Origin of the sequence: Desulforhabdus amnigena (assembly GCF_027925305.1) — a bacterium.
In the GTDB taxonomy this organism is placed as follows: domain Bacteria; phylum Desulfobacterota; class Syntrophobacteria; order Syntrophobacterales; family Syntrophobacteraceae; genus Desulforhabdus; species Desulforhabdus amnigena.
The window spans coordinates 1,879,496-1,896,166 of the sequence record NZ_BSDR01000001.1; the positions used below are offsets into that span (position 1 = coordinate 1,879,496).

Below are 16,671 nucleotides of genomic sequence, written 5' to 3' on the forward strand. Positions count from 1 at the left end.
TCAGAAGCGCAGTTTTTCCGGAGCAACCAAAAGAAGCACCCCCAGTATCAGCATGATGATTCCCCCCACGAAATTCGTGGCACGTGAATATCTTGCCGTAAGACCGATTTTTTCGATGCTCCAGATGGCAAGGACAAAAACGACCAGGTCATCCAGCATATAAAACCAAATATAAATTCCCATCAGTGCTTCACGCTTCAGGATGCCGATATTGTTCATGTCCAGGATTTTTGTATAAGCTTGTGGAATCCCAATAGAACAGGCAAACTCCACTACATTTACGGAAAACGCGATCCCCAGGATTCCCACGACCACAAGGGGGGTCAGGCTCTGGTGCGCAAGAGATTGGAGGCGGGAGACGGTCTGGGTCCGTTTTTCCAGGCTTGTCACTTTGCACGTTCCCTCGAATGTGACAAATTCCCAAAGGAAGAAGATTCCACCGCCTATCGCCAGCAATCCGACGAGCGGCGTCACAATACGATCGGCCTTGATAAAATCAAAAGCGAGGAACCAGGAATTCAAAATAAGAAGGTACATTACCCCCTGAGCCAGGATGAAGAGTCCGGCAAACTGGACCATTCTCCTTAGGGAACCGACATGGGCCAGAGCCGTCAGAAAGGCCACAAGCACCCACATGGCGCAGGGGTTGAAACCGTCCACCAGACCAAGCACGACCGAAAGCATGGGAAGAGTGAATTCTGTTAGATTGACACTTCCCAAAAGGGGAATATCAAAATAAAAAGGACCGGCTTCAACAAGTCCACAGGCTGTGCTCGGTCCCGTTAAAGGGCATACTCCCCCTTTCTCAGTGTCGCCTGCCACATTCATTTCCAGCATCTGTTCCACTGTCGTATCCATCCGCTCAGTCTGCAGCAATTCCCGTATCTGGCTTCCCGTGGTGTCAGGCCCGGCAAAACCGACAATGAATTTTTGGCCGATAAGAGTGATGGGGGTAACTTTCGCCAGATGGAACTTATCCGTCAATGCGTCGAAAAGCTGCCGGATTTCCGGCTGATCGATATTGAGCAGTTTAACTTTGAGATGAGGCAGCTCCTTTTGCAATTGAGAAAGGAACTCTTTTTCCCTTTTACAATGTCCACACCCTTCGCGCCAGAAAAGAGAAAGGGTCATGTCACTCCGAACTTCATCGCCGGTGATGACTGCTTCAGGAGAGGCATGCGATAAATTCAAGAGGATGCATAGAAGAAAAAGCACCAGGCCCATTCGGGCTGACGATGATCCAGAAATTCGCACAGTGGAGTTCTCCTCAAACATAGGGGGCCAGGACCCCGGAATCCATGTAAATTGCCTTATAAGCCATCACGGGCATGAAAGCTTTGATAACCAACATAAGCAAGCCAGGTATGGGGACATTGAAAGAGGGTAGATTCTTCAAAACTTGCCCTTTTGGGCAAAATTCTAACATGATTTCTAATTCCATCAAATACAGGGTTACGGTCACAAGGGTTCATCAGAAGGCCGCCATGCAAAATGAGAACTCGTTTGACCTTCAGGAAAATTCCATCGGAACCCGATTTCACCCCTTTTATGAGTAGATCCCCATAAGTACTGTACAATTTGACCAGGGCCGACTCAAAGCCCTATTCATTGACAGAAATTTTAAAAGTTGCTATCCATCCGACATGTGGATGAACTTATTTTAAGGATTCCGTCCTGCCGCCGAAAGGATTCCCCTCTCTACGCATCTTCATCGCTCACGATTGAATCCGGTCAGGCATTCACTCCAAACGAATGGAAAGCCTCTATTCCATGAAACAACAAAACCAACTCACAATGGCGCCCATTCCCGAACTCATCCGCCAAATCGCCATTCCCGCCAGCATAGGATTCTTCTTCAACACTATGTACAATGTCGTGGACACTTACTTTGGAGGACTCATTTCAACTCAGGTCCAGGCCGCCCTCTCCCTTTCGTTTCCCATTTTTTTCATCATCATTGCCATGGGAAGCGGAATGGCCACGGGCACAACGGCTTTGATAGCAACGGCCATTGGAGAAGGAAATCTTCAACAGGCAAGGCTTTTTGCCGTTCAAGGGATTGCTTTCGGAGTCATCCTCTCCTTTTTCCTGACGGTTATCGGCCTTCTGAGCGCGCCTTTCCTGTTTTCGTTGCTCGGAGCCTCGGAAAGCTATCTGGAAATATGTTTGAATTATATGAATACGATTTTTTTCGGCGCCCCCTTTTTCATGCTCACTTATATGCTCAACGCCATCCTGAACGCCTTGGGAAACACCAAACCCTATCGGAACTTCCTGGTTGCCGGTTTCTTCTTGAACCTCGTTTTCGATCCATGGTTCATCTACGGCGGACTGGGCATTCCTCCAATGAGAACCCTTGGAATCGCCATCGCGACAGTCCTCATACAATTGATCGGCAGCATCTATCTCGGAACGAGGGTCTTTCAATCTGGCATCCTCAAAGGGAGCCAATGGACGGAATTGCACCCCCGGAAAAAAACGTTTCAGGAAATTGCGCGGCAGGGATTTCCGGCAAGCGCCAACACGTTCACTGTGGGTTTGGGGATTTTCGTCATCACATACTTCATCAGCAAATTCGGAAAAGAGGCTGTTGCCGGATACGGCATCGCAACGAGGGTGGAACAGATAGCCCTGCTCCCCACTATCGGGTTGAACATCGCCACACTGACCATTGTCGCACAAAATAACGGAGCACGACTCTTTGGCAGAATTCACGAAGCCGTCAAAACGGCTCTGCTTTATGGTGGTGCGGTCATGTCCTTGGGAACAGCGGGTGTTTTCATGTTCGCCGAGAACCTCATGGGGTTCTTCACACAGGACCCGCCGGTCATAGAACACGGCACGACCTACTTAAAGATTGCCTCTTTCGTCCTTTATGCGTATACAATCATGTATATCAACATTGCGGCCCTGCAAGGAATCAAGAAACCCATGTTTGCCATATGGATAGGGCTGTATCGTCAGATTGTGGCCCCCATCATTGTCTTTTATGCTCTGATTCACTTGCTGGACCTGGGGATTAAAGGCATATGGTGGGGAATATTTTCAGTCACATGGAGTGCAACAGGGATCACGCTCCTTTATTCCAGAAGATTATTGAGGAAAAACCTGGCATTATGTTCTGATCAGCGTGTTTGACTCCTCACAAGAGAACCCTTTGATTTTGGAATGCCATGAAAATATGGGAACGCCTTCAACCTGATTGTATCTTCTTGGATGCCCACCTTTCGGACAAGGATTCCGTGCTTCGATTTGTAGTGGACATTTTTGCCCGCAAGGGAGCGGTGAGGAATGCAAATCACCTCTACGAAGGAATGAAAATGCGCGAAGAGGTGATGAGTACCGGCATAGGCGACGGCATCGGTATTCCTCATGCCCCCAGTACCGATGCCAAGGATGCGGCCATTCTCTTGATCCGCCTTGCAGAGCCCATAGACTTCGATGCACTGGATGGTCTGCCCGTGGATGTCATTTTGGCCATGGTAGTTCCGCAAAATGCAACCGCCCTCCATTTACAGGTGCTTGCCGCCATTTCCAGGCTCTGTCACAATCCGAAATTCATGGAGAGCATCAGAGAGGCTGAGAATTCGGAGACGCTTCGTGAAAAGATCAAATGCATGGAAGAGGAAATGGCCTTCCAATGACGGTAAAATCTGTTACATGGTGGCCGGGATTAAAACTGTTCCTACCGGGAGCGAAAGTTCGAAAATTACATGAGTCCCTCCCGTAAGATGGGCAAAGCCTCTTTCTTGCCCATCGCCATGGCGATCAAAAGTCTTCATTTAATCCGTGCAGAGTAATATATTGGCCCATGTAATTGTCATGCCCTCTAGGGACACCTCAGAGCATGAAGATGGGCTATTTTCAGGTAAAGAAAAGAACGACGTTTGAACCATTTAAGGATCAGAATCATGAAAAGGGAAAGCTATTTGCGGGTATTCTTTTCAGCTTTGGCAGGCCTGGCATTAGTGGCCGGTTGTTCAACAACTCAAACGACTTCAACACCGACGCCTCCCATGTCCGTGACACAAACCAGTGTTCAGACGTCTGTGGTTGAGCCGGCTACGGTTTCAAAGAGAGATTTCCGCCACGGTGATGCACCAACCCTTGTTCCCTATTACGCTCCGCCGGAAAGAATGGACTTGTGCGGTGAAGCCGTTCCTCTCGATGTTGCAGACGCATGGGAGCGATTCGACAAGGAATTCACCCTTGTGGTCTACAACCATGCTCAGGTCTACCTCTGGTTGAAGCGAATGGAGCGATATTTCCCTTGGATCGAAGAAAGGTTGCATTCCTACGGACTGCCCGAAGACCTCAAGTATGTGGCCATTGTGGAAAGCGACCTGCAACCCAATGTTTGCTCACCCAAAGGAGCAGCCGGCCCCTGGCAGTTCATGCCGACCACGGGAGCATCCTATGGGCTGGAACAACAGGGTTCCTGCGACAAGCGATTCGACTTCGAGCAATCCACCGATGCCGCCTTCCGATTGCTGAGGGATTTATACAGCCGCTACAACAACTGGGCCCTGGCTATCGCCACTTACAATTGCGGAGACAAGCGCATCACGGATGAAATGCGTTCTCAGGGAGTCAACAACTATTATCTGCTCAAACTTCCCCTGGAAACAGAACGCTACGTCTTTCGCATACTGGCGATCAAAGCGGTTCTGAGCGACCCGGCAAGGTACGGCTATAATTTACCCCAAGGCGCGGGGTATCAAGAGTTGAAGCTCGACCGCGTCACAGTGAACTTGAGCAAGCCGGTTCCCATTCAAACCGTAGCATCGGCGGCGGGCATCACCTACCGTGAGTTCAAGAAGATCAATCCCTCTTTTCGTTCGGACACCATTCCAGCAGGCGTTCAGGAACTAAAACTTCCAGCCGGCACGGGTGCGGCTTTCGAGCGCAATTTTCAATCCGTTCAAATACCCCCAAATGCAAGGATGGAAGAGACAACCGCATCTCCTGTTGCCAAAAGAGAAGTCGGACAAGCCGTTCAGGCAAAAGCCGATCCTCCGAAGCCCAGTGCAGGGTCCAATCCCAAGCGCTCTCACACGGTGAAAAGTGGAGAGACCCTCTCTGGTCTTGCACGCAAATACGAGGTAAGCATCGACGATCTAAAAAAGGCAAATGGGATAAAGGGAGATACTCTGCCATTGGGACAAACGATCATCATTCCTTGACCTGAAAAAAGAAAAGGGCCTACTTTTCCATGGGTGACACGGCCGACTTATTGCCGTATCCCCCATGGAAATGGCCGTATAATCAAGATCTTGAGCGCTTAGATCAGCCCGCAAGCCCGAAATTCACCTGAAAAAGAGAAGCTCAAATCATTCCATCCAGCCAGAAACACAAGGCATTTTTGATTTCTGCAATTTGTTCCGGATCTGTAACTTTTTCCCCTTGATGCGTTCTGATGTAAAAAACGTCGGCCACCTGATCCACCTTGGTCGTGATCTTGGCCACGAAAATTCTCACCTGTAGCTCACACAAAGTTCGACTGATGGTATAAAGCAAGCCGACACGGTCTAAGGTGTAAACTTCGAGGATCGTATAAAGCTGGGACGAATCGTTATCGATAAGAATATGGCTTGGAGTCTGGCGAACCGGTACGGGGAAATCTTCCCGACTGGCTGCATGGGCTGCAATACGATAATCCAGAGCCATTTTGCCCTGCATCAGTTGCTTCATGTCTTTTTTCACTGCGTTCCAATCGAAAGCCACATCGCGCTTTTTCGTCGTGCGGCATTGAAAGACAAGAAGCACCAGCCCGTTGTTCATGGTGAAAACCTGGGCTCCAGCAATATTCATATCATGCAAGGTCAGGATACCCGCGACTTGTGACAGCAGCTCGGGTCTTTCCCAGCTCATGAGTGTCAACTCTATCACGCTGTCCTTGGTTGCAACCTCCCATACAAAAAGGTCTTCGCTTGCTTGCAGTTGCCATCCGAGCCTCAAATGCCGGGCTATGGCCTCCGGGGGCATGGAGAGCAAATAGCGTGGAGCCAGCTGAGAAAAATAAGTCTCCAACTCTGCCGTACCGATCAAATCGGCCAATTCTTCTCCTACCTGAACCCTCACCCGTTCGATCCTCTCCGCGATAGCCTGAGGACTCGGCTCCCCCTTCTCCAGAAGGTGGTGAATCATATCGTAAAGAGCAAAGACCGGTGTGTTTTTCCACTTCTGTTTTCCTTTGGGACCGGTGGATACCATGTCGGAAAAACTGAGGAGCATGAGCTGATCAAGCTGCAGCGGTGTGGAAATGATGAGCGCACAGTGGGCCAACATCTCTTCATCGGCCAGGTCCCTCAGGGAGGCGCTGTCCACCAGAAGCAGATGCTGCGCCACCAGAAACTGCACGTTATCGGATTCTTCGGGTTTCAACCCAATGCGCCGGGCAATAGCGGGTATCATTTCCCCGCCATGGAGGGCATGTCCCCTTCCTGAACTCTTTCCGATATCGTGAAGGAATCCGGCGAGAAAAAGCCAGGTCGGGTCGGTAATTCCCTGGGCAATTTGGGTCAACTCGGGCTCCGTATCGGTATATTCCCCCGCAATGAGCCGTTTCAGTTCCCTGAGGGTGCGCAGATGATGCTCATGCACCGGATAAAGATGAAAAGCATCATGTTGAACCAGTCCATGTACCGCCCCCAGTTCCGGAATAAGAGAGGTGAGAAAACCCTGGTCATAGAATTTCCTCAGGACGGGCAAATCCGACGAGTCGTTCCGTATCAGATCCAACAGTTCCTCACGAACCATGGGGTCCCCAGAAGCCGTATCCAGCACGTTCCTGTGGTGTTGAATCCATTGACGCGTCACGTTGGCGAATTGAAGACGATGCGTTGCAGCCAGGTTGAAAAGATGAACCAGGTGCCCGGCCGTGGCAGGGTACCGGTCGGTTTGCAGGGTGATCCTCCCCGAACGAACCATTACCCCTTCTTCGATGGCCTTCGCTCCAGCTTCTTCAACGATCTCTTCCCGGCTTTCGTGCAAACGCTCCCAGAATTCCTGAGAGATGCATTCAACACCGTGGAAAAGTTGAAAGACCTTCTGCATGAAAGATTCCACCGGAAGAAAACCCGCACGAGAAGAATATCCCAAACGTTCCGTAAGGATTTCCTGCTCCTCGAATCGAAGCTTGCTCTTCTCACTCTTGGAAAGACTTCCAAGAAGACTGAGGAGGCGGGCGAAACTCTTTTCAGCCTGTTGAAGAAAATCCACCTCCTGGCGGTTCAAATAGCCCCGAAAAATGGCATCCTCCAGGTTGTGAATATTCGATGCAATACGGCATGCAACCCTTATGGATTGGATCTCGGAGAGCGCCCCCGGATTTTCGATCAAATCCGGTTCCAGCCAGCTTCCAGGATCCTCGAGCCGGCTTTCCCGATGCCGCACGGAATCGTATAAGTACTTGAGGAACTCATCCCGCCGCCCCTCTATAAAAGTATCGAGCGCATCCTCCAGTTGGTCGACAAGCAATCTGTTTCCCGAAATATAACGGTTTTCCAGGAGCAACACAAAAAAAGAAAAATCCTGGCTCACCCGTTCCATCAAAGAATCCACGGTTCCCTGCTCTACCTTGAGCGTCCAACCGGCTTCGGTGAGCGGTGAAACGATTTCGTCCAGCCAACTCTCTTTCCAGGGCGACGATTCAGCCTTTAAGAGGAGGACCGGAATGGGCTGACTCGGTCCGACCAGTCCACGCCCAAAAGCGCCCAGGGCCAATATGGCTCCGCTGGAGCGGAACTGCTCCGTGTCCAGATTGAGGCGATTCACGAGACGGTTATAAAGGGAAATGATGGCCACCTCCAGGAGACTGGTATGGCGACTCAAGAGGTCCTCGCCGCCATCACCCAGGATCTGTTCCCGCTGTTTGCGAAGAGACTCGGCAATATTCTGCATTTTATTCTCACTTTCCTTTAGATGATTTTATGATCTGTGCTCGCAACAGACAATTCAAAGACTACGATTGTTGCCAGGATAATCGTAAACTCTCCTGCCCCGGGACGCAAGGCGGCCCGGAAGAATTCGCGTTCAGCGGCAAAGGGTGTTTCCCCGCCATCTTGAACGAGACCATTCCCTTGACCCCAGAAGAAATAATGGGTATTTACACATCTTACTTCAAATTGAATACAACCTGCCAGTGAAAGGAGTCATGCGTGATCGCCATCTTGGACTACCGGGCCGGAAACCTCACCAGCGTAGCAAGAGCCTTGAATTTTCTGGGTTTCCCATGTCGGATCACCCATTCCCACGAAGAGATCAAAAGGGCTGACCGAATCATTTTCCCTGGAGTTGGCGCCGCCGGGAAATCCATGGAAAATTTGAAAGAACTGGGTCTCGATCTCCTGCTTCGCGAACGGCTGGAAGCCGGAACTCCCATCCTTGGAATCTGTGTTGGATTACAGGTCCTTCTGGACTACAGTGAAGAAAACGACACGCAATGCCTCGGAATCGTTCGCGGAAGGGTTCGTCTTTTCCCCAGGGACATGCGAGCCGCCAACGGAACGTATCTCAAAATTCCTCACATGGGCTGGAATGAGGTCGCTTTCACGAAGGATCACCCGGTTTTCAAGAACATCCCCCCCCAGAGCGCATTCTACTTTGTACACAGTTATTATCCCGACCCGAGCGAACCGGATCAGATCGCCGGTAAAACGGAATATGGAATCTCTTTTGCCTCAGCCGTCGCCCAGAGCAACCTGGTCGCTGTCCAATTCCATCCGGAAAAGAGCGGCCCCCCCGGACTGCAGCTGCTGAAAAACTTCTGCCTATGGGATGGAGCATTTTCACAGTAAAGGAGAGATCATGTTGAGCAAACGCATCATCCCCTGCCTGGATGTCCGGGATGGACGCACCACAAAGGGAATCAAATTCAAAGACAACATCGATATTGGGGATCCCGTCGACATGGGCCGGTTCTATTATGAAGAGGGAGCCGATGAAATCGTCTTTTACGATATCACGGCATCCAGCGACCGCAGGCCGATCATGCTGGACGTAGTGAGGCGGGTGGCCGAGACCATCTTTATCCCTTTTTCCGTAGGGGGTGGAATTCGAACACTGGAAGACATGCGGGATGTTCTACTTGCCGGAGCCGAGAAAGTGAGCGTCAACTCAGCGGCAGTCCTCAACCCCGATATCATACGCCAGGGAGCGGAGGCATTTGGAAGCCAGTGCATCGTACTGGGAATGGATGTGAAGCAAGTTGAAAAATCTGAAAGGATTCCTTCAGGTTATGAAATCGTCATCAACGGTGGACGCAAGCACATGGGAATCGATGCTCTATGGTGGGCCCTGGAAGCGGAACGATTGGGAGCGGGGGAAATTTGCCTCAATTCCATCGATGCCGACGGAACTCAGTCCGGATACGAACTGCAACTCACCCGCATGATTTCCACTCAAGTGCAGATTCCCGTCATAGCTTCGGGGGGAGCGGGCAAACCGGAACATCTGCTCGACGTACTCACCAAAGGCTGCGCCGATGCCGCGCTCATCGCATCCATGGTCCACTACGGGACTTATACCATACGGGAAATCAAGAAATTCCTTGAAGAAAACGGGGTAAGCATCAGAAACGTCTGACAGGACTTGAATGCAAGGGACGGGCATCCTTCCCTCTGAAGAGGAGGATGCCCTGCCAAAATCATTTCTTGAGTTTAGCGATCATCTCCTCCACTTCTTCGGCACCCTCTTTGTAAAACTTCTCCTCTTCCGGTTCGAGTTCCTTCAAGAGTCTGAGAAACTCCCCCGCATGGACCAGCTCTTCTTCGGCAATATCCTTGAGTACCTCTTTGGCAAGTTCGTGGTCGGTGGATTCCGCCAGTTGCATATAGAGTTGAACCGCTTCGTACTCGGCAGCAACCATGAAGCGGATTGCCCGCACCAACTCCTGATGAGTGACTTTGCGATCCAGGGTTAAACCGGAAAGAGATGTTCCGAATTCTGGCATGATCTGACTCCTTTCTTTTCCGTTAAGGTTAGTGGTTCTACAGACTTTTTTTTCCCCTTCTCTATACAAACGCTCATACAATAATCACGTCAACCGTGTGAAGCCATTCTTCAAACAGAATCCCTTCGAACCCAGTGGAGGGTTTCCCGCAGTCCCGCCCGCAGAGAAATCCGGGGAACCCAATGGGCCGCACCGGAAAACGCGTCCACGGAAGCCAGGGAAAAGCGAATATCTCCCGGGCGTTCCCGGCAAAAATTCAGAGGAAGAGCGTTTCCAGTCAAGTCTTTTATGGTTTCCGCCAGTTCGAGGATGGTCGTACTCTTCCCGGTTCCGACGTTGTACACTCCGTTGGGGACGGACGGCCCAGTATCATTCAAACCTGCCGCGCGAATATAGGCTTCCACTACGTCGGAGACGTAGACGAAATCCCGCGCCTGATGGCCATCCCCGAAAATGGTCAGCACCTTGTTTGCGAGGGCCATATCGAGAAAACGCGAGATGACCCCGCTGTAAGGGCTTCGGGGGTCCTGCCTTGGACCGTAAATATTGAAAAAACGAAGGGCCACACCGATAGGGTTCGATGCCACGGCTCGAGAAGCCATAAACTTGGCTTGTCCATATGGACTGAGATGCCTGGTCTTTTCGTCCGCATACGTTTCGAGAAGCGGCAGTCTCTGATCGTTTCCATATTCCGCGGCCGAACCCGCGAAGACCAACCGGCTGAACCGGAGTTTTTCCGCACTCTGCAAAAGTTTCAGTGTAGCGTCGTAGTTGATTTTTGTGGTTTCTTCCTCGTGGTCCATGGAATAGGGAACACTCACGATGGCGGCCAGATGAAAGCAATAACTCAACCCGGAATGCCTGCCCGATATCCATTCCAGCAAACCCTCTTCAGCGATGGACGTGTCATAGAAAGTAAAGGCCGGATGATCTTTGAAGGAAGCCATGTTTTCAGGATAACCCGAAAAAAAATTATCGATCCCAACAACGCGATGGCCAAGAGACAAAAGTTTTTCTGCAAGATGGCTCCCCACGAAACCAGCAACCCCGGTGACCACACATCCCCGATTCCTCCCGACATTTTTCATTGTATTTTGTCTCCTTTACCGGCAGAATGCTGGGCTGGACAACCAACATCAACCGTTTGAACGCATATTCCTTAACAGACGAGGAACAAATAAGAAAATGAACGAACTGCTTGGAAAGATCCAGAAAAAAGAAGCAACCGTGGGCATCATCGGCTTGGGGTATGTGGGCCTTCCCCTCCTCATTCGTTTCGGAGAAGCCGGCTTTCCGCTCATCGGCTTTGATGTCGACAGCCGCAAAGTCAATGATCTGCTTCATGGCCAAAGCTATATTAAACATATCCCCATGCAGTCTATAAACGATTTTTTCGAACGCAAACAACTGGATGTGACGATCAGCTTTGAACGCCTTCAAGAAGCCGACTGCATCATCATCTGCGTACCCACTCCTTTGACGGAAAAAATGGAACCCGATCTGCGCTTCGTGACCGATACCACGGAAACCGTGGCCAAATATTTGCGCACTGGTCAACTGGTCGTACTGGAGAGTACAACATATCCAGGTACTACCGAAGAATTGATGCTCCCCATGCTCCAGCAAAAAGGGATGCAGGTGGGCAGGGATTTTTTTCTGGCTTTTTCTCCGGAGCGGGAAGACCCGGGAAACCAAAAATTTCATACCGGAAACATTCCCAAGGTGGTGGGGGGTGTGACTCCCGAATGCCTCGAGTGCGCCAAGACCCTCTACGGATCGGCGCTCTCTGAAATCGTGCCCGTTTCTTCCACCAGAGTCGCGGAACTGACCAAACTATTGGAAAACATCTACCGCAGCGTCAATATCGCCCTGGTCAATGAGCTCAAGATGCTCGCTCAGAGGATGGGGATCGATATCTGGGAAGTCATCGCCGCAGCGGCCACCAAGCCTTTTGGCTTTACCCCATTTTATCCCGGACCGGGGCTTGGAGGGCACTGCATCCCCATCGATCCTTTTTACCTCTCCTGGAAAGCCCGCGAGTACGATTTTACCACGCGATTCATCCAGCTCGCAGGAGAAGTCAACGTGGGGATGCCTTATTATGTTCTGGAGCGGACCGCCGAGGCCTTGAACAGCCGGAAAAAGTGTCTGAACGGTTCCAAAATTCTCGTCCTGGGCGTCGCCTATAAAAAGGACATTGACGACGACAGGGAATCTCCTACATACGCCATCATGGAACTCCTCCTGAAGCGCGGCGCGCAGGTTTTCTACAACGATCCCCACATCCCCAAACTCAAACCAGGCCGCAAACACCAGTTTCAACTGGAATCCCTGCAGCTCACGGAAGAAGTCCTGAATGATATGGATGCCGTAATGATCCTGACAGATCATTCAACATATGATTATGAATGGATCGTCAAGAATGCAACCATGGTGATCGACACGAGGAATGCAACCAAAGAGGTCAGGGAAGGAAAAGAAAAGATCGTCAAAGCCTGAGAGGGGTGTCTGAGAGCGTGCAAGGTTGAAAAAACTTGTGTTTGAGTGCCTGTAAATTCCTGTACAACTCCCTCATCTCGATACTCTCTTACCAAGAAAAGGATGAGGGAGACGCCGGCAGAGCCCCCAGCAGGTCTCTACTGGCCCTTGGCTTTTTCCACGGCGCTTTCCACCATGCGGCGTATTTCTTCGAGGCGTTCGGCAGTATCCGCTTCGTAGCGAAGAACAAGCACCGGCTGAGTGTTGGATGCACGGACCAGTCCCCAGCCATCTTCGAAGACGATACGAGCTCCATCGACTTCGATGACTTTATAGCCCTTTTCTTTAAAGATGCGTTTGGCTCTTTCAACCACCTGAAACTTAACGGCATCTGGACATTCCACTCTGATTTCCGGCGTGGTAAATGTCTCGGGAATCCCTTCCAGCAGTTCAGGGATCGTTTTGGATGAATTGGCCAGAATTTCGAGGATTCGACAGGAGGCATAAATGCCATCGTCGAAACCGAAAAAACGGTCTTTGAAGAACATGTGCCCGCTCATCTCCCCCGCCAGCACCGCATCCACTTCCTTCATCTTGGCTTTCATGAGGGAGTGACCCGTTCGAGCCATGATGGCTCTCCCTCCCCGCTTTTCGATATCGTCATAAAGCGTTTTTGAACACTTCACCTCAGAGACGAACGTGGTTCCGGGACGACGGGAGAGAATCTCCCGAGCAAAAATGATCAGCAGCTTATCCCCAAAAACGGGTTCCCCCCGGTGGTCCACGATACCGAGACGATCACTGTCGCCATCGTAGGCTACTCCCACATCCAAGTGTTCACGTTTGACGAGGGCGCACAAATCTTTGAGATTTTCGAGAACCGTGGGGTCGGGTTCATGATTTGGAAATGTGCCGTCCATGTCGCAGTAGATGGGGTAAACTTCGCAACCCAGCCTTTCCAGGATGGGTATAGCAATGGGGCCGGCCGTGGCATTACCGGCATCCACCCCCACGCGGAGCCTGCGTTTGAGTTCTATGTTTCCAACCACGTAGTCGATATAGGATGTCACGATATCATGGGACACGACCTGTCCGTTGCCTGAAACGAAATCGGCCTCTTCCATCATTTCACGGATCTTCTGAATCTCTGCGCCGGAAATGGTATCGTAGCCGTTACAAATCTTGAATCCATTGTATTCCGGCGGGTTGTGACTTGCAGTGATCATGATCCCACCCTGGCGGTCCAGGCGCCGCAAAGCGAAATAAAAGACAGGTGTGGGACACACCCCTACATCCACGACGTCCATACCGGACGCAACCAAACCTTCAACCAGCAGATCCCGATAGCGGCCGGAACTGAGGCGGCAATCCCTTCCCACCACCACATATTTCTTCTGTTGCCCAGCCATATACGTGCCAAAGGTTTTGCCCAGCAAAACAACGTCCTGATCCAGGATTTCTCTATCTACCAGGCCGCGAATATCGTATTCCCTAAAAACATTGTGGTCCAAACGGCTTACTCCCAAGGATCCTGCACCAGGCAGGGGATTTCATTCGGTGGTTGAACAAAAATCAATGCTCTTCTCCAGCCCCGCCCTTCTTCACACGCTTGATCGTTATCAGAACGGCAGTGAGAACTCCAAACAGCATGACTGTCAAAACACCGTAAAGTGCAGAGAAAAAAACCGTATGGCTGAGATCATACCAAGGAATATCCCAAGGCAACATGCTGGCAACACTGCGTTTAAGTTCCACACACAAAAATTGTCCAAACCCTGACATAGGCGTCCCTCGATGGATGAAGATTGAAATCACATTGCGGATTAAAAATAACGACCTTAATTATAATGAGCGGTCTTATAATGAAAAACGAATAGCAGGGATTCAGTGGCGGGTCAATGTCAAAGTCGGCGGAATACGGGCCGGAAAATCATCTAAACCGGCAGGGTGAAAACCTTAAAAATAAAAAAGGCTGAAAGAATCGTTTCCTTCAGCCTAAAAAACTCAAATTGCGACAACTACTAGGACCAGAATCATCACTTTCCATCGTTTACCCCTTGTACATGATCACTCGACCGGTTGGATCCGTCGAACATTTCCTCAAAAAATCCTGCATCGTACAGTTGAATTGATTCCGATGGGAAAACCAAAAATCCAAAGTCTTCTTACGGGCCTCCAAGCGGTTACGTCCGCGAATGAGAACAAACTTCATGGGAATCACCTCCTCGTTCGTTGTCCTGGCAAAAAAAAACCGAGCCAAGGCCCGGGAACTTTGCACAGAAAAAAGCTCTGACACGCTAAAGGAAGATGGCGGCACCTCCCCTTTCCGGTCGCAAAATCCCGCAGATCCGTAGGCTTCATTCGATTTTCAAGCAGCGCTTACCAGCAGTGCCAGGGTCGTCCATTACTACTTTTCTTCTCTCTCTTGTTGAAATCGGCCAAAAAGATATTCCAATACGAATATCCAGAATATCGCAACTTTTAACAGATAATATGTGACAGGTTCCGAGTCAAGAAAATTTTTCGTACAAAGAGCCGCAAAAGAAGAATCCTAAATAGGGCCGCTCACCTCTGAACCGGCCTCTGCGAACTCATGAAGTCATCCCGAACGTGACACCCAATCGCTGGAGCAAGATGAGTCCAACCACCCTCTGAGCCCATCTCGATCCATACAGGCCATAAGTTTTCGACAAACCAACAGATCTGTCGGGAAAGCCATTTGGGGCAATTCATGGAGAGCAAAAAAACCCGCCTCACCGGCGTCTGTACCGGGAGTCACGTCGCCTGAGAGGCGCCGTCCCCAGAACCAGATCCCCACGGTCTGGCACTGAGGATCGTGAAAATTGGAATGGACGTCGAAAACCGGCCCGACAGCAACATCCAGCCCCGTTTCCTCGTGCAACTCCCGGCAGGCGGCCTCTCGAATGTCTTCATCCCACTCCACATGCCCACAGGGAATACACCAAAGCCCTTCGTAGGTTCCCAGTCGCCGGACCAATAGAAGCCTTCCCGCCTCCACAACCAGGACTGCAACACCAACCGTCGGATTTCTATAATGAATTTTTCTGCATGATCCGCAGTAAAGCCGGTCCCTACCTGAGCGATTCCACTTTGTCAGTGGGTTCCCGCAAAAAGGACAGAATCGAAACTCCATTTTTTCAGGTAAAATCCTCAAGCTGAGTAGCCCAGAGAGGATTCAGAATTTTATGGTTTTCCAGCTTGAGACATGCATAAATTGCCTGATTGAGGGGCGTTTCCACTCCGATTTCCTTGCCGAGCTTCACGACCATTCCATTGAGAGCTTCGATTTCCATGGATCTCCGCCATTCGAGATCACGCAACATGGAAGGCTTGAATTTCTTATTGTAGGATTCCGCAAGCAGGATGGCGTCCTCCACCACGGTTTCCGGCATCGCAACGCCACGAGCACGAGCCAGCGTTTCCACCTCATGCATTACCCCTTCGAGGAGCTCCCGGGTTTCATGGAAAGCAAGAGCCATCCCCAAGGGAGATCTCGAAACCGTGCAAACTCCATGAGCGCCACAGATGAAGAGAAACTTGGACCAAAGCACCTGGGAAATATCCGGGCTGAGCTCCGCATCAATCCCCGCTTGCTGAAAAACCCGGAGAACCGCTTCCACACGCTCTGTCCGCTGACCCGACAGTTCCCCAAAGGCGATGCGCCCGGGCTTCCCTGTATGAACAATCATGCCGGGGGAAGCAAGAGATGCCTCAATAAAGGACGTCCCCCCCAGCACCCGATCCTCACCATAGATTTGAATCAACTTCTCAATATTGTCGATGCCGTTCTGAAGAGTGAGGATCATGGTCTCTTCTTCCACCATGGGAGCTACAAGACGTGCTGCGTCCAGAGTGTCGTACGATTTGACGCAGAAGAGGAGCAAGTCCACCGGCCCGATCTCATCGGGCTCTGCAGTCGCATGAATTCTGACCCGGAAATTGCCCTGATCGGAAATTACCTGCAGACCTTCATCCTGAATTGTCCGAAGATGCTTGCCTCTAGCTACAAAATGAGTATCCAAACCTGCCCGTACAAGGAGACCGCCAAAATAACCTCCCACTCCTCCCGTACCCATCACCCCGATTTTCATGGACTGCTCCTCTCCCATGATTTTGGCTGTAAGAACCCGTCAGGAAACGATAATCAAGCTAAAACGCAGATCTTTATACCGTTACAAGCCATTCACGTCAAATCAAAGTATGGGCTCCTACAAGGTGTA

14 protein-coding genes are annotated in these 16,671 nt (G+C 50.7%); 6 read left to right on the forward strand and 8 right to left on the reverse strand.

Annotated elements, in window-relative coordinates:
• Complete coding sequence (locus QMG16_RS08150; RefSeq protein WP_281793473.1) at positions 1 to 1,254, reverse strand: hypothetical protein; 1,254 nt, start codon at positions 1,252 to 1,254, stop codon at positions 1 to 3.
• Between the two features lie 516 nt (positions 1,255 to 1,770).
• On the opposite strand from QMG16_RS08150, the gene QMG16_RS08155 reads away from it, so the two are divergent.
• The 3 genes from QMG16_RS08155 to QMG16_RS08165 all read left to right on the forward strand — a co-directional run bounded on the left by QMG16_RS08155 (position 1,771) and on the right by QMG16_RS08165 (position 5,183).
• Positions 1,771 to 3,138 (forward strand): MATE family efflux transporter, encoded by a 1,368-nt coding sequence (locus QMG16_RS08155; protein ID WP_281793474.1) that lies wholly within the window; start codon positions 1,771 to 1,773, stop codon positions 3,136 to 3,138.
• Between the two features lie 35 nt (positions 3,139 to 3,173).
• A complete protein-coding gene (locus QMG16_RS08160; protein ID WP_281793475.1) occupies positions 3,174 to 3,644 on the forward strand; it encodes a PTS sugar transporter subunit IIA in 471 nt (156 codons plus the stop codon).
• A gap of 267 nt (positions 3,645 to 3,911) precedes the next feature.
• A complete protein-coding gene (locus QMG16_RS08165) occupies positions 3,912 to 5,183 on the forward strand; it encodes a lytic transglycosylase domain-containing protein (protein ID WP_281793476.1) in 1,272 nt (423 codons plus the stop codon).
• A gap of 142 nt (positions 5,184 to 5,325) precedes the next feature.
• On the opposite strand, the gene QMG16_RS08170 is transcribed toward QMG16_RS08165, so the two are convergent.
• Positions 5,326 to 7,902: a [protein-PII] uridylyltransferase family protein gene (locus QMG16_RS08170; RefSeq protein WP_281793477.1), complete on the reverse strand. Its 2,577-nt coding sequence runs from the start codon at positions 7,900 to 7,902 to the stop codon at positions 5,326 to 5,328.
• A 257-nt stretch (positions 7,903 to 8,159) separates the two neighbouring features.
• Here QMG16_RS08170 and hisH point away from each other — a divergent pair, with 257 nt between their 5' ends.
• Together hisH and hisF are read left to right on the forward strand one after the other, a co-directional pair.
• Positions 8,160 to 8,798 carry an imidazole glycerol phosphate synthase subunit HisH gene (gene hisH / locus QMG16_RS08175; RefSeq protein ID WP_281793478.1) on the forward strand — a complete coding sequence of 213 codons (639 nt, stop codon included), beginning with the start codon at positions 8,160 to 8,162 and terminating at the stop codon, positions 8,796 to 8,798.
• Between the two features lie 10 nt (positions 8,799 to 8,808).
• Positions 8,809 to 9,585 (forward strand): imidazole glycerol phosphate synthase subunit HisF, encoded by a 777-nt coding sequence (gene hisF, locus QMG16_RS08180; protein ID WP_281793479.1) that lies wholly within the window; start codon positions 8,809 to 8,811, stop codon positions 9,583 to 9,585.
• A gap of 61 nt (positions 9,586 to 9,646) precedes the next feature.
• Here the strand turns inward: hisF and QMG16_RS08185 are convergent, their stop codons facing one another.
• Together QMG16_RS08185 and QMG16_RS08190 are read right to left on the reverse strand one after the other, a co-directional pair.
• The gene (locus QMG16_RS08185) at positions 9,647 to 9,952 is read right to left on the reverse strand and encodes a ferritin family protein (RefSeq protein WP_281793480.1); all 306 of its coding nucleotides are present in this window, start codon (positions 9,950 to 9,952) and stop codon (positions 9,647 to 9,649) included.
• A 110-nt stretch (positions 9,953 to 10,062) separates the two neighbouring features.
• Positions 10,063 to 11,040 (reverse strand): NAD-dependent epimerase/dehydratase family protein, encoded by a 978-nt coding sequence (locus QMG16_RS08190; RefSeq protein ID WP_281793481.1) that lies wholly within the window; start codon positions 11,038 to 11,040, stop codon positions 10,063 to 10,065.
• A gap of 97 nt (positions 11,041 to 11,137) precedes the next feature.
• Between QMG16_RS08190 and QMG16_RS08195 the strand changes: the two genes are divergently transcribed.
• Complete coding sequence (locus tag QMG16_RS08195; RefSeq protein ID WP_281793482.1) at positions 11,138 to 12,451, forward strand: nucleotide sugar dehydrogenase; 1,314 nt, start codon at positions 11,138 to 11,140, stop codon at positions 12,449 to 12,451.
• A 137-nt stretch (positions 12,452 to 12,588) separates the two neighbouring features.
• Here QMG16_RS08195 and QMG16_RS08200 read toward each other — a convergent pair whose 3' ends face one another.
• The 4 genes from QMG16_RS08200 to QMG16_RS08215 form a co-directional block, all read right to left on the reverse strand.
• A complete protein-coding gene (locus QMG16_RS08200; protein WP_281793483.1) occupies positions 12,589 to 13,941 on the reverse strand; it encodes a phosphomannomutase/phosphoglucomutase in 1,353 nt (450 codons plus the stop codon).
• A gap of 61 nt (positions 13,942 to 14,002) precedes the next feature.
• Positions 14,003 to 14,212 carry a hypothetical protein gene (locus QMG16_RS08205; RefSeq protein ID WP_281793484.1) on the reverse strand — a complete coding sequence of 70 codons (210 nt, stop codon included), beginning with the start codon at positions 14,210 to 14,212 and terminating at the stop codon, positions 14,003 to 14,005.
• An 817-nt stretch (positions 14,213 to 15,029) separates the two neighbouring features.
• Positions 15,030 to 15,584 carry an NUDIX hydrolase gene (locus tag QMG16_RS08210; protein WP_281793485.1) on the reverse strand — a complete coding sequence of 185 codons (555 nt, stop codon included), beginning with the start codon at positions 15,582 to 15,584 and terminating at the stop codon, positions 15,030 to 15,032.
• Positions 15,585 to 15,588: 4 nt separating this feature from the next.
• Positions 15,589 to 16,542, reverse strand: coding sequence for a ketopantoate reductase family protein (locus QMG16_RS08215; RefSeq protein ID WP_281793486.1), 954 nt, complete (start codon positions 16,540 to 16,542; stop codon positions 15,589 to 15,591).
• Between the last annotated feature and the right edge of the window lie 129 nt (positions 16,543 to 16,671).

Coding starts and splice junctions, on each gene's coding strand:
- QMG16_RS08155 (WP_281793474.1), top strand. CDS start 1,771: ATGAAACAACAAAACCAACTCACAATGGCGCCCATTCCCGAACTCATC.
- QMG16_RS08160 (WP_281793475.1), top strand. CDS start 3,174: ATGAAAATATGGGAACGCCTTCAACCTGATTGTATCTTCTTGGATGCC.
- QMG16_RS08165 (WP_281793476.1), top strand. CDS start 3,912: ATGAAAAGGGAAAGCTATTTGCGGGTATTCTTTTCAGCTTTGGCAGGC.
- QMG16_RS08170 (WP_281793477.1), bottom strand. CDS start 7,902: ATGCAGAATATTGCCGAGTCTCTTCGCAAACAGCGGGAACAGATCCTG.
- hisF (WP_281793479.1), top strand. CDS start 8,809: ATGTTGAGCAAACGCATCATCCCCTGCCTGGATGTCCGGGATGGACGC.
- QMG16_RS08185 (WP_281793480.1), bottom strand. CDS start 9,952: ATGCCAGAATTCGGAACATCTCTTTCCGGTTTAACCCTGGATCGCAAA.
- QMG16_RS08190 (WP_281793481.1), bottom strand. CDS start 11,040: ATGAAAAATGTCGGGAGGAATCGGGGATGTGTGGTCACCGGGGTTGCT.
- QMG16_RS08195 (WP_281793482.1), top strand. CDS start 11,138: ATGAACGAACTGCTTGGAAAGATCCAGAAAAAAGAAGCAACCGTGGGC.
- QMG16_RS08205 (WP_281793484.1), bottom strand. CDS start 14,212: ATGTCAGGGTTTGGACAATTTTTGTGTGTGGAACTTAAACGCAGTGTT.
- QMG16_RS08210 (WP_281793485.1), bottom strand. CDS start 15,584: ATGGAGTTTCGATTCTGTCCTTTTTGCGGGAACCCACTGACAAAGTGG.
- QMG16_RS08215 (WP_281793486.1), bottom strand. CDS start 16,542: ATGAAAATCGGGGTGATGGGTACGGGAGGAGTGGGAGGTTATTTTGGC.